The organism is Achromobacter sp. 2789STDY5608621, assembly GCF_001299375.1.
Classification (GTDB): Bacteria; Pseudomonadota; Gammaproteobacteria; order Burkholderiales; family Burkholderiaceae_B; genus Achromobacter; species Achromobacter insuavis.
In genome coordinates, this window is sequence record NZ_CYTU01000083.1 from 1 (window position 1) to 12,446 (window position 12,446).

The 12,446-nt window shown below is 68.1% G+C and carries 10 protein-coding genes; all 10 read left to right on the top strand.

Translation table 11 applies throughout. The features are described from left to right. Positions 1 to 246 precede the first annotated feature (246 nt). The 10 genes from AOZ53_RS32360 (at position 247) to AOZ53_RS32405 (ending at position 12,280) form a co-directional block, all read left to right on the top strand. Positions 247 to 918 carry a response regulator transcription factor gene (locus AOZ53_RS32360; protein WP_006392749.1) on the top strand — a complete coding sequence of 224 codons (672 nt, stop codon included), beginning with the start codon at positions 247 to 249 and terminating at the stop codon, positions 916 to 918. Further along, positions 905 to 3,391: a sensor histidine kinase gene (locus AOZ53_RS32365; protein WP_054435677.1), complete on the top strand. Its 2,487-nt coding sequence runs from the start codon at positions 905 to 907 to the stop codon at positions 3,389 to 3,391. The genes AOZ53_RS32360 and AOZ53_RS32365 overlap by 14 nt, the downstream gene beginning before the upstream one ends. A 138-nt stretch (positions 3,392 to 3,529) precedes the next feature. Next, positions 3,530 to 4,627, top strand: coding sequence for an ABC transporter substrate-binding protein (locus AOZ53_RS32370; protein ID WP_054435679.1), 1,098 nt, complete (start codon positions 3,530 to 3,532; stop codon positions 4,625 to 4,627). A 149-nt stretch (positions 4,628 to 4,776) separates the two neighbouring features. Continuing rightward, positions 4,777 to 6,555 (top strand): ABC transporter permease, encoded by a 1,779-nt coding sequence (locus AOZ53_RS32375; RefSeq protein WP_054435681.1) that lies wholly within the window; start codon positions 4,777 to 4,779, stop codon positions 6,553 to 6,555. Further along, positions 6,548 to 7,636, top strand: a complete 1,089-nt coding sequence (locus AOZ53_RS32380; protein ID WP_054490968.1) for an ABC transporter ATP-binding protein — start codon at positions 6,548 to 6,550, stop codon at positions 7,634 to 7,636. The genes AOZ53_RS32375 and AOZ53_RS32380 overlap by 8 nt, the downstream gene beginning before the upstream one ends. Before the next feature lie 38 nt (positions 7,637 to 7,674). After that, a complete protein-coding gene (locus AOZ53_RS32385) occupies positions 7,675 to 8,574 on the top strand; it encodes a TonB family protein (protein WP_082385864.1) in 900 nt (299 codons plus the stop codon). Then, entirely contained in the window at positions 8,571 to 9,434 is an 864-nt protein-coding gene (gene aroE / locus AOZ53_RS32390; RefSeq protein WP_054490970.1) for a shikimate dehydrogenase, read from the top strand. The genes AOZ53_RS32385 and aroE overlap by 4 nt, the downstream gene beginning before the upstream one ends. A gap of 4 nt (positions 9,435 to 9,438) precedes the next feature. Further along, entirely contained in the window at positions 9,439 to 10,173 is a 735-nt protein-coding gene (gene mtgA, locus AOZ53_RS32395) for a monofunctional biosynthetic peptidoglycan transglycosylase (RefSeq protein ID WP_054478367.1), read from the top strand. A 98-nt stretch (positions 10,174 to 10,271) separates the two neighbouring features. Then, positions 10,272 to 11,450: an LPS export ABC transporter permease LptG gene (lptG, locus tag AOZ53_RS32400; protein ID WP_054435690.1), complete on the top strand. Its 1,179-nt coding sequence runs from the start codon at positions 10,272 to 10,274 to the stop codon at positions 11,448 to 11,450. Then, positions 11,447 to 12,280 (top strand): symmetrical bis(5'-nucleosyl)-tetraphosphatase, encoded by an 834-nt coding sequence (locus AOZ53_RS32405; protein ID WP_054435692.1) that lies wholly within the window; start codon positions 11,447 to 11,449, stop codon positions 12,278 to 12,280. The genes lptG and AOZ53_RS32405 overlap by 4 nt, the downstream gene beginning before the upstream one ends. Positions 12,281 to 12,446: the final 166 nt, after the last annotated feature.

Genomic DNA, 12,446 nt, shown 5'->3' on the forward strand with positions numbered 1-12,446 from the left:
GCTACCGGCTGATGGATGACGACGTCCCTACCCCAGCACCCTCCCACTGCGGAAGGCGCATCTACACCATACAAGGATGACGACGGGGCAGTCCGGAGCGAACGCTCCGGACCGCAATCGTAGCCCCGCGCCCCACCGGCCGCCGACGCCACGGGCGGTCAACAGAACACCACAACCGCCGCGACACCAATCGTGCCTCCCGTTAAACTCCCGAAAAAAATCACAAATCAATATCGGAGGACGGACATGCGCATTCTGCTGGTCGAGGACAACCTCGACCTGGGCGATGCCGTGGAGAGCAAACTGCGTTCGGCGGGCCATAGCGTGCAATGGGTGCGTGATGGCGTCGCCGCGCTGCGCTGGGGCCTGGACGAAACCTGGGATGCCCTGGTGCTCGACATCAACCTGCCCGGCAAGGACGGCTTCAGCGTCATCCGCGAATTGCGCGCCGCCGGGCTGGAAGCGCCCGTGCTCGTCGTGACCGCGCGGTCCGAGATCGAAGACAAGATCGACATGCTCGACCTCGGCGCCGACGACTACCTCGTCAAGCCCTTCGACCTGCGCGAGCTGGAAGCGAGGCTGCGCGCCCTGCTGCGCCGGCCCGCCGGACAGACCAGCAGCGTCACCGCCTATGGCAACCTGAGCCTCGACCTGGCCAACCGCCACGTCGTGCTGGCCGGCGCGCCGCTGGAACTGGGGCGGCGCGAATTCCGGCTGCTGGAGATCCTGGTCGGCAAACTGGGGCAGACCGTCGCAAAGGAACGGCTGATGAACCAGCTGTTCGACCTGGACGACGGCTCGCTCAATGCGCTGGAGCTGCTGATCTCGCGCCTGCGCAAGAAATTGGCGGGCGCCTCGATCGATATCGTCACCGTGCGCGGCGTCGGCTACCAGGCCCGCAGCCATGAGCCTTCCTGACAGCTTTTCGATCCGCCGCCGCGTCTTCACGCTGGGCGCGGCGCTGCTGGCCTGCGCGCTGATCGGGCTGGTGTTCTTCCTGCGCGACTACGCCCAGCGCGCCGCCGAGCAGGCCTTCGACCGGCTGCTGGCGGCGTCGGCGCTGACCATCGCCGGCTCGGTCCAGATCGAGGACAACGGCGTCACCGTCGAACCGCCCGTGTCGTCCCTGGCCATGCTGTCGGGCAGCGAGCGCGTGTTCTACGAGGCCCGCACCTCCAACGGCCGCCTCATCACCGGCTACGCCGACCTGGCGCCCGGCTTGCCGCTGGCGCAGTCGGCCACCCCGGTCTTCACCTACCTGAGTTATCACGACGAGCCGGTGCGCGTGGCCACGGTGGGCCGGCTGGTGTCGGCCAGCCAGCATGCCGGCTGGGTCACCGTGCGGGTAGCGGAAACGCTGGGATCGCGCGAGGAACTGGCCAGCGAAATCCTGGGCCGCAGCGTGCTGCCGCTGGTGGTCGTGTCGCTGGTGGCGCTGGGCCTGCTGTGGTTCGGCGTACAGCGCGCGTTCGCGCCGCTGGCCGTGGTCGAGCGCGAACTGCGGCGGCGGGCGCCGGACGACCTGGCGCCGCTGATCACCCCGGTGCCGACCGAAGTGCGGCGCCTGGTCGAAGCCCTGAACGCCTTCATGCAACGCCTGTCGGGACTGATGGACACCCTCAACACCCTGGTCGCCGATGCGGCCCACCAGGTGCGCACGCCCCTGGCCTCGCTGCGAGCGCAGGCCGAAGTGGCGCTGGATGAAACCGATCCCAAGCGGCTGCACGAGCGCCTTGGCCGCATCCACCTGAACGCCACCCATGCCAGCCAGCTCATCAACCAGCTGCTGATGGACGCCACCATCACGCACCGGCTGGGCAAGGGCGCGCGCGCGCCGGTGGGCGTGGCCGAGACCATCAACGAGACCCGCCGCCGCATCGGGCCGCTGGAGGCGCAGCGCCTGCGCATCGAGATCGCGCCGCAGGTGCGGCGCGCCCGCATCGCCGGCGATCGCGTGGCGCTGCGCGAAATGCTGCGCAACCTGGTGGACAACGCGCTGCGCTATGCGCCCGAGGGCACCGTCGACATCCAGGCCACGCCGGTGGCCGGCTACCGGGTGGCGCTGACCGTGTCCGACCGCGGGCCGGGCATCGCCGATGACGAAAAGGACGCCGTGCAGCAACGCTTCACCCGCGGCCGCACCGGCGAATCGCTGCCCGGCTCGGGACTGGGACTGGCCATCGTGCGCTCGGTGGCGGTGGCGCATGGCGGCTCGCTGTGGCTGCAGGACCGTCCGGGCGGCGGCCTGTCGGCGCGCGTCATCCTGCCGCTGGCGCGCCAACGCACCGGCCGTAACGTGGCCAGCTGGCTCGGCGCCATTGGCGCGGCCATGCTGCTGCTGACCACCGCGCCCGCCGACGTGCGCGCCGCCGATATCCCCGAGATCGTCACCCGCTATCCGGCGCCGCAGCCGTCGTCGCGCGTGCTGACCATCGCCGGCCCGACCGACACGCCGGTGGTGGCGCCGCTGATCCTCGGCTTCCAGGCGCAGCGGCCCGACGTTACCGTGGTGTACCGCGAGATGGGCAGCCGCGAACTGTACGAGGCCGCCATCGAGGACCGGCTCAAGGACGTGGACGTGCTGATGAGCTCGGCCTCGGACCTGCAGATCCGCCTGGCCAACGACGGCTACGCCCAGCGCTACACCTCGCCGTATGCGACCAAGCTGCCGTCCTGGGCGGTGTGGCGCAACGAGGTCTACGGCTTCACCTTCGAGCCGGCCGTGATCGTCTACAACCCCAAGCGCTACACCGAGGCCACCGTGCCGCGCTCGCGCCAGGACCTGCTGCGCACGCTCGAACAGGATCGCGCGCGGCTGCACGGCCGGGTCGGCACCTACGATATCTCGCGCAGCAGCGTGGGCTATCTGATGGCCGAGCAGGACGAGCTGGTGTCGTCGAACTTCTGGGGCCTGGCCAACGCCTTCGGCCAGGTCGGCGTGCGGCTGTCGGCCACCAGCGCCGAACTGCTCGACGCCATCGAGAACGACGAGATGGACCTGGGCTACAACATCCTCGGCTCCTACGCCCTGTCGCGCCAGGCGGCGGGCAGCAAGATCGGCGTGGTGTTCCCGCAGGACTACGTGCTGGTGCTGGCGCGCTCGGTGCTGATCGCGCGGCGCGCGCCCAACCCGGACCTGGGCCGCGCGCTGGTCGACTGGCTGCTGTCGCCGGCGGGCCAACAGGTGGCATCGAGCCATGCGGCGCTGGGATCGATCATGGAAGACACGCCCGGCCGCTGGACCTCGGAAGCGGTGCTGGCGCGCTCGCAGGGCATCGTGCAGCCGGTGGTGCTGTCGCCGGCCCTGCTGGTGGGGCTCGACCAGCGGCGTCATTCGCGCTTCGTGCAGAACTGGATCCGGCTGGTGACCGACACGCCCGAACGCCCCTAGGGCGCGGCGGGCGGACACCGGGATTACCCCTATCCCGGCTGTCGTCCCATGACAGGACGACGACAGACGCCGAAACCTAAGATGGGCGCCAAGCAGGCCCTTGCGCCTGTCGATACCAATTCCAAACGGAGACAAGACATGCTTGCCAAGTCCAGACTGGCGGCCGCCTGCGCCGCTGCATTCGCCATCGCCGCCGGCAGCGCCTACGCCCAAACGGTTCCCGCGGGCTACCCGGCCGATTATCAGAAGATCCTCGACGGCGCCAAGAAGGAAGGCAAGGTCGTGATCTATTCGACCACCGACACCAAGGCCGCCGGCCCCATCATCAAGGGCTTCGAAGCGCTGTATCCCGGCGTCAAGGTCGAATACAACGACATGAACAGCACCGAGCTGTACAACCGCTACATCAGCGAACAGGCGGCGGGCGGCAGCAGCGGCGACATCGTCTGGAGCTCGTCGATGGACTCGGCGCTCAAGCTGGCCACCGACTACGCGCTGCAGTACAAGTCGCCCGAGATCGCCAAGCTGCCGGCCTGGGCGGTGTGGAAGGATTCGGCCTATGGCACCACCTACGAACCGGCGGTGTTCATCTACAACAAGCGCCTGATCCCGGCCAACGAAGTGCCGACCACGCACGGCGCCCTGGCCAAGCTGATCGCCAGCCAGCCGGACAAGTTCAAGAACAAGGTCACCACCTACGACATCGAGAAGTCGGCCGTGGGCTTCATGCTGGCCGTGCAGGACAAGGCCAACGATCCCAAGTACTTCGAGACGCTCAAGGACATCGCCAAGGGCGGCCTGATCGTGCAGTCGTCCACCGGCACCATGATGGAACGCGTGTCGTCGGGCGAGAACCTGGTCGGCTACAACATCCTGGGCTCGTACGCCGAGACCCGCGCCAAGACCGACCCGTCGCTGGGCGTGGCCTACCCGACCGACTACGCGCTGGTGCTGTCGCGCGTGGCGTTCATCAGCAAGAAGGCCAAGAACCGCAACGCCGCCAAGCTGTGGATGGACTACCTGCTGTCGCAGAAGGGCCAGGAAATCATGGCCAACCAGGCCGACCTGGCCTCGGTCCGTGACGACATCGAAGGCGACAACGACGTCGACGGCATGACCAAGAAGCTGGGCGCCTCGCTCAAGCCGATCCCGGTCAACGAGACGCTGCTGGACTACCTGGAGCAGAACAAGCGCCTGCAGTTCATCAAGGACTGGCGCGCCGCCGCCGGCAAGTAAGGCTGTCGCCGGTACAGCCGGGGGCCACCGGCCCCCGGCCGCAAGCACGCGGGAGGGCGTAGCACCGCCGCCCGCCAGGCCGCCCGTGGCCCGGGTGTTCATGGCCAGTGGGCGCGACCCGCGTCTATCGAGATAACAGGATTTTCCCCATGCAGTCATTGCGCAGAAAATGGCAGTCCCTGCCACGCGGCGTGGTGGTGCTGATCACAGCCTTGGCCATCTACGTGCCGCTGTCGTTCATCATCATCCAGAGCTTTCTATCCGCGCCCTTCTTTTCGCCGTCCAAGGTCTTCAGCCTGGACGCATTCCGCTTCATCTTCGCGGACCCCGATTTCTACAAGGCGCTGAAAAGCGGCTTCATCCTGGCGTTCGGGCTGGCCATCATCGCCATCCCGCTGGGCGGCATGCTGGCGTTCCTGATGATCCGCACCGACCTGCCGGGCCGGCGCTGGATCGAGCCGCTGATCCTGGTGCCGATCTTCGTGTCGCCGATGGTGCTGGGCTTCGGCTACGTGGTGGCGGCGGGTCCGGTCGGCTTCTTCTCGACCTGGGTGCAGAACATCCTGGGCTTCGTGCCCTGGAACGTGTATTCGCTGACCAGCATCGTCATCATCGCCGGCCTGACGCACGTGCCGCATGCCTACCTGTACATCTCGTCGGCGCTGCGCAGCATGGGCTCGGACGTCGAGGAAGCGGCCCGCGTCAGCGGCGCCTCGCCGCTGCGCGTGATGGTCTCGGTGAGCCTGCCGATGGTGCGCCCCGCCATGCTGTACGCCACCGTGCTGCTGTTCTTCCTGGGCCTGGAAGTGTTCGGCCTGGTGCTGGTGCTGGGTGACCCGGAAGGCAACCTGGTGCTGGCGACGTACCTGTACAAGCTGACCAACAAGCTCGGCATCCCGTCGTACCACCTGATGGCCGCGGTGGCCGTGGTGCTGATCTGCATGACGATTCCGCTGGTCATGCTGCAGCGCCGTCTGATGCGCACCGCCAACCGCTTCGTCACCGTCAAGGGCAAGGCCTCGCGCGCCCGTCCGCTGCCGCTGGGCAAGTGGCGCTGGGTGGCTGGCGGCGTGGTGACGTTCTGGCTGCTGGTCACCATCGTGGTGCCGCTGCTGGGCGTGCTGCTGCGCGCCTTCGTGTCCAACTGGGGCATGGGCGTGTCGCTGTTCGACGTGCTGTCGCTGGATGCGTTCCGCACGGTGTTCTCGCAACCCAACCTGATGCGCGCGATCGTCAATTCGGTGGCCATCGGCGTCTTCGGCGGCGCGCTGGCGGTGTTCTGCTACACCTTCGTCGGCCTGGCGATGCACCGCAAGCCGGACAACGTCACGCGCTTCATGGACTACAGCGTGCTGGTGCCGCGCGCCGTGCCCGGCCTGCTGGCGGGCCTGGCGTTCCTGTGGGTGTTCCTGTTCGTGCCGATGTGGCTGGACAACGCGCTGGATCCGGACCTGGGCGGCTGGCTGTCGGGCCTGCCGTTCGCGGAATGGCTGCGCGAGAACTTCGTCGAATGGCTGCGTTCCATCCGCAGCACCATCTTCAGCGTGTGGCTGGCCTACACGGTGGTCTGGATGGCCTATGGCCTGCGGCTGATCTCGTCGACGCTGCTGCAGGTCGGCCCCGAGCTGGAAGAGGCCGCCCGCAGCGCCGGCGCGCGCCGCGGCCAGGTCACCCGCCACGTCACCGTGCCGCTGGCCAAGTACGGCCTGATCGGTTCGTGGCTGCTGATGTTCCTGATTTTCGAGCGTGAATACTCCACCGGCGTCTATCTGCTGTCGCCCGGCACCGAGACCATCGGCTCCATGCTGGTGTCGCTGTGGGCCTCGGGCGCCATCGACATCGTGGCCGCGCTTTCCTTCATCAATATCGTTCTGGTCGTGATCGGCCTGGGCATCGCCCTGCGATTCGGAGTCAAACTTCATGATTGAGCTTTCTGTAGAAGACCTGCACCTGGATTACGGCGACAACCCGGTGCTCAAGGGCGTGTCGATGCAACTGCGCCAGGGCGAAGTGGTGTCGCTGCTGGGCCCCTCGGGCAGCGGCAAGACCACCCTGCTGCGCGCCGTGGCCGGCCTGGAAGGCCCCAAGCGCGGCCGCATCACCATCGGCGAGCGCACCGTCTACGACGGCGCCGCGCGCCAGGAGATCCCGGCCGAAGAGCGCAATCTCGGCCTGGTGTTCCAGTCGTACGCGCTGTGGCCGCACAAGACCGTGTTCGAAAACGTGGCCTACCCGCTCAAGCTGCGCAAGGTGCCGTCGAACGAAGTGCGCGAACGCGTGCAGGCGGTGCTGGACCAGCTCGGCCTGGGCAAGCTCGGCCAGCGCCATCCGCACGCGCTGTCCGGCGGCCAGCAGCAGCGCGTGGCCATCGGCCGCGCGCTGGTGTACAGCCCGCCCGTGATCCTGCTGGACGAGCCGCTGTCCAACCTGGACGCCAAGCTGCGCGAGGAGGCCCGCGCCTTCCTGCGCGAGCTGATCATCCGCCTGGGCCTGTCGGCGTTGATGGTGACGCATGACCAGAGCGAAGCCATGGCCATTTCCGACCGCATCCTGCTGCTGAACAACGGCAAGATCGAACAGCAGGGCACGCCGCAGGAGATGTACGGCGCGCCGTCGACGCTGTTCACCGCCGAATTCATGGGCAGCAACAACCGCCTGGACGGCAAGGTCACCGAAGTGCGTGACGGCCGCGCCCGCATCGAGGGCCGCGGCTGGGCGCTGTGGGGCAAGGCCGGCGAGGGCGTGGCCGCGGGCCAGGACGCCACCGCCGTGATCCGGGTCGAGCAGGTCCGCCTGGCGGACGATCCCGACGGCAACCACATCGACATGCCGCTCCTGACCAGCATGTACCTGGGCGACCGCTGGGAATATCTGTTCCGCACCCCTGACGCGGATCCGGCCAACACCCTGGCGCTGCGCGCCTACGGTCCCGAGGGCCGCGAGCCGGGCCCCTGCCGCCTGGCGCTGCCGGCCAGCAAGGTCTGGGTGTTCCCGCGCCCGTCCAAGTAAGGTGACGGCGGCGGGCGGAGTGGCTCTACAATGCGTGCGTGCAACACGTCGCTGACTCCCCTCCCCCGCTGAGCCGTCCGCTGCGGTGGCTGGGCGCGCCCGCCCAGCATTACCTGCGCATCGGCCTCGCGATTTCGCTGTTGGTGCACGCCGGCGCCCTGGCGTGGCGCTTTGGCGCGCCCGCCCTGTCGCGGCCGCCGGCGACCAGCCTGGAGGTGGTGCTGCTCAACGCCCGCAGCGAGACGCCGCCCGATACCCCCCGCGCCCAGGCGCAGAACCAGATGAGCGGCGGCGGCAACGCCGAGCGCGGCCTGTCCACCACGCCCCTGCCCCAGACCGGCGCCTCGGCCGAGACCATCGTGCTCGAGGCCATGCGGCGCCGCCAGGTGCAGCTCGAGGCCGAGCAGACCCGCCTGATGACCCAGCTGCGCGCCGCCGACAAAGCCGGCGCCGAGCGCCAGGCCGTCAACCCCTGGCCCGACGGCAACGAGCGCGGCAAGGACGCCGAGGACCAGGCCAGCGTCATCCAGAACGCCCAGGTCGCCGCGCTGGCGGCCAAGGTGCAGCAATACAGCGCCGAGCCGCGCAAGCAGTTCGTGGCGCCCTCGGCCGAGGCCTCGCGCTACGCCGCCTACCTGGACGCCTGGCGCACCCGCATCGAAACCGTCGGCACCCAGCATTACCCGGACGAGGCGCGCGGCCGCATCTATGGCTCGCTGCGCATCACCGTGTCGGTGCGCGCCGACGGCAGCATCGCCGACGTCGAGATCGACCAGCCGTCGCCGCACGCGGTGCTGAACCAGGCCGCACGCCGCATCGTGCAGCTGGCGGCCCCGTTCCCGCCGTTCCCGCCCGAGATCGCGCGCGACACCGACGTGCTGGTCATCACCCGCACCTGGCATTTCGTCAACGACACCCTGGAAACCCAAGCCCCATGACCGAGGCGTCCCCTCTTGCCCGCTACGCCGTGATCGGCAACCCCATCGCGCACAGCCGCTCGCCGCAGATCCACGCCCTGTTTTCCCGCCAGACCGGCAAGCCGCTCAGCTACGAGCGCCTGCTGGCGACGGTGGACGGCTTCACGGCGGCCGTCGCCGCCTTCGCCGCCGAGGGCGGCCTGGGCCTGAATGTGACGGTGCCGTTCAAGCAGGAGGCCTACGCGCTGGCCGCGGGCCGCCTGTCCAGCCGCGCCCGCCTGGCCGGCGCGGTCAACACCCTGTCGTGGCGCGACGGCGCCTGGCACGGCTGCAACACCGACGGCGTGGGCCTGGTCTCCGACCTGCTGCGCCTGGGCGTGCGCCTGAGCGGCGCCTCGGTGCTGCTGGTGGGCGCCGGCGGCGCCGCCCGCGGCGTGCTGCAACCCTTGGCGCAGGCCGGTTGTGCCCGCATCCATATCGTCAACCGCACCGCCGCCCGCGCGCTGGAGCTGGCCGAGGGCTGGCGCGAGACCGGCGCCGAGCCGCAGACCCGGGTCACCGCCGGCGGCCTGGCCGACGCCGCCCTGCCCGGCGGCTGGAACCTGGTGGTCAATGCCACCGCCAGCGGGCTGCAGGACGCCGCTCCCGACCTGCCCGCCGGCCTGTACGCCGAGGGCGCGGCCGCCTACGACATGATGTACGGCGCCCAGCCGACGGCGTTCATGCGCCAGGCCCGGGAAGACGGCGCCGCCCTCACCGCCGACGGCCTGGGCATGCTGGTGGGCCAGGCGGCCGAGAGCTTCTTCATCTGGCACGGCGTGCGGCCCGACCCCGCCCCGGTGCTGGCCGCGCTGCGCGAGGCGCTCATGGCCGGAAACTGAACCGATGGCCGCCCGCGGCAAGAGCGGCAAGCGCCGCTCCTGGTTCCGGATCATCACCGGCGCGCTGATGGCGCTGGTGTGCGCCGTGCTGCTGTACCAATTCTGGCTGTTCGGGCTGGTGGTCTGGTACAACTACCAGAACCCGGGCAGCAGCGCCGTGATGCGCGAGGAATTGTCCCGCCTGCAGGACGGCAACCCCGATTTCCGCTTGAAATACGAGTGGGTGCCCTATGACAAGATCAACCGCAGCCTGAAGCTGGCGGTGGTGGCGTCCGAGGATTCCAACTTCACCGAGCATGACGGCGTCGAGTGGGACGCCATCCGCAAGGCCTGGGAATACAACCAGAAACAGGAGGCGGCCGGACGCAGCAAGATGCGGGGCGGCTCGACCATCACGCAACAATTGGCCAAGAACCTGTTCCTGTCCAGTTCCCGCAGCTACCTGCGCAAGGGCCAGGAACTGGTGCTGACCTACATGATCGAACACGTCATGAGCAAGGAGCGCATCCTGGAGCTGTACCTGAATGTGGCGGAATGGGGCGTCGGCGTGTTCGGCGCCCAGGCGGCGGCCAAGCATTATTTCAACGTGCCGGCGGCCAGCCTGGGGGCCGCCCAGTCGGCCCGGCTGGCGGCCATGCTGCCCAATCCGCGCTTCTATGACAGCCACCGCAACTCGAACTACCTGAACTCCCGCGTCTATACCCTGACCCGGCGGATGCAGATGGTCGATATTCCCTGATACGAAAACCGGCCGCTTCGACAGGTTCCCGCCCACCTTGGGCGGCGGGATTTGTTAAGCTTTCACGTTTACGCCAATTCGTCTTTTCCGTCTCATTCATGCGTACCGCACGTCGTTACCTGGCCCGCGAGATCTATCGCTCCTGCGCAGTGGTCCTTATGGCCCTGCTGGGCCTTTTCACGTTCTTCGCGCTGGTGGACGACCTGGACAACGTCGGCGACAAGTTCTCGATGATGGCCCTGCTGTACATGCAGGCGCTGGCCATCCCCACCCGCTTGTACGACCTCCTGCCCATCGGCCTGCTGATCGGCGCCATCCTGGCGCTGGCCGGCCTGGCGCAGCGCAATGAGCTGGTGATCCTGCGGGTTTCCGGCGTCAGCGGCATGCGCCTGCTGCGCATGCTCTGGATCGTCACCATTCCGCTGATGATCGGCGCGGCCCTGCTGTCCGAGTACGTCACCCCCTGGGCCGAGATGAAATCGGGCGAGGCCAACCTGGTGTTCCGCGGCAAGGCCGGCGGCGACCGCCTGAACAGCGGCTACTGGTTCAAGGAACCCACCGCCAACGGCGGCACCCGCATCATCAACATCGGCGAGCTCAAGGGCGACGGCCAGGTCACCGGCGTCACCCTGTACGAATTCAAGAAGGACCTGACGCTGTCGGTGCTGTCCACCGCCCCGACCGGGCTCTTCGCCCATGGCGACCTGGTGCTGAAAGACGTCTCCGAGACCCGCCTGGACGACAACGCCTCGGACACGCTGGCCGACGCCCGCCCGCCGAAGAATCCCCCCGCGGTGGTGGTGAAGGTGCCGGAACGCACCGTCGACACCACCCTGAGCGCCGAACGCCTGCTGGCCCGGATCCTGACCCCTGAGCGGATGTCGATCGCGACGCTGCTGGACTATGTGGATTATTTGCGCAACAACCAGCTGCAATATGGTCGACAGGTCGTCGCCTTGTGGCGCAAACTGGCGTATCCGTTCACGCTGCTGGTGATGATCACCATCGCCGCCCCCATCGGCCTGATGCAGACGCGCCGCGGCGGCGTGGGCGCCAAGGTGTTCATCGGCATCCTGCTGGGCGTGGGCTTCTTCATGCTCAACCAGCTGGCGCTGAACGTAGGCATGCTGGGCAAGTGGCCGCCCTGGCTCACCGCCCTGGGGCCGAACATCGGCGCCATGGCCCTGGCGCTGGGCGCCATGAGCTACATGGAGTACCGCCACACCATCACCCGTATCGTCCAACAACGTTGGCCCTGGAGCAAGAGTCCCGCATGAACGGCAGTATCTGGATGATCGGCGACGTGCAAGGTTGCTGCTCGCCGCTGGATCGCTTGCTGTCCCATTCCGAACTGGTCGGCGATCCGAAGTCGCGCTTCTGGTTCGCCGGGGATCTGGTCAACCGCGGCCCGCAGTCGCTTGCGACGCTGCGCCGCATCATCGACCTGGGCGACCGCGCCACGGTGGTGCTGGGCAATCACGACCTGCACCTGCTGGCGGCGGCCGCGGGCGTGCGCAAGCCGTCCAAGTCGGACACGCTGGACGACATCCTGCGCGCGCCGGATTCGGCCGACCTGATCGACTGGCTGCGCTCGCGCCCGCTGGCGCATTTCGAGCAGAATCACCTGATGGTGCATGCGGGAACGCTGGCAAAATGGGATGTGGCCAAGACGCTGTCGCTGGCGGCCGAGGTACAGGACGCGCTGCGCGGCCCGAACTGGCAGAAGGCGCTGCAGAAGATGTACGGCAACGAGCCGGCCACCTGGAAGGAAGACCACAAGGGCGGCAAGCGGATGCGGGTGATCATCAATGCGCTGACGCGCATCCGCCTGTGCACGCCGAACGGCCACATGGAGTTCGCGACGAAGGTGACGCCTGGCGCGTGGCCGGCGGGGCTGGTGCCATGGTTCGATGTGCCGAACCGCGCCACGCGCGATGTGACGACGGTGTTCGGCCATTGGTCGACGCTGGGCCTGATGCAGCGTCCGGACGTGATCTGCCTGGATACCGGGTGCGTATGGGGCGGGGCGTTGACGGCGTTGCGATTGCAGGATCGGAAGCTGGTGCAGGTGAAGTGTTCGCAGTTTCAGGATCCGTTGTCTGAGTGACGGATTCTTCTTGCGATCGAGGTGATGGTCGTTGCTGCTTCGGGCTTGAACGTCTGGTTCTGGCCTTTTTTTCTTGGCGTTGTTGAGTCTTCGTAGGTCGCCCCTCGGTCGGGCGGACCCGATGGCGGGCGCCCACGATTGCGGTCCGGAGCGTTCGCTCCGGACT

Excerpts from the sequence above, each read along its gene's own strand:
- AOZ53_RS32360 (WP_006392749.1), top strand. The coding sequence starts at position 247 with ATGCGCATTCTGCTGGTCGAGGACAACCTCGACCTGGGCGATGCCGTG.
- AOZ53_RS32365 (WP_054435677.1), top strand. The coding sequence starts at position 905 with ATGAGCCTTCCTGACAGCTTTTCGATCCGCCGCCGCGTCTTCACGCTG.
- AOZ53_RS32370 (WP_054435679.1), top strand. The coding sequence starts at position 3,530 with ATGCTTGCCAAGTCCAGACTGGCGGCCGCCTGCGCCGCTGCATTCGCC.
- AOZ53_RS32375 (WP_054435681.1), top strand. The coding sequence starts at position 4,777 with ATGCAGTCATTGCGCAGAAAATGGCAGTCCCTGCCACGCGGCGTGGTG.
- AOZ53_RS32380 (WP_054490968.1), top strand. The coding sequence starts at position 6,548 with ATGATTGAGCTTTCTGTAGAAGACCTGCACCTGGATTACGGCGACAAC.
- aroE (WP_054490970.1), top strand. The coding sequence starts at position 8,571 with ATGACCGAGGCGTCCCCTCTTGCCCGCTACGCCGTGATCGGCAACCCC.
- mtgA (WP_054478367.1), top strand. The coding sequence starts at position 9,439 with ATGGCCGCCCGCGGCAAGAGCGGCAAGCGCCGCTCCTGGTTCCGGATC.
- lptG (WP_054435690.1), top strand. The coding sequence starts at position 10,272 with ATGCGTACCGCACGTCGTTACCTGGCCCGCGAGATCTATCGCTCCTGC.
- AOZ53_RS32405 (WP_054435692.1), top strand. The coding sequence starts at position 11,447 with ATGAACGGCAGTATCTGGATGATCGGCGACGTGCAAGGTTGCTGCTCG.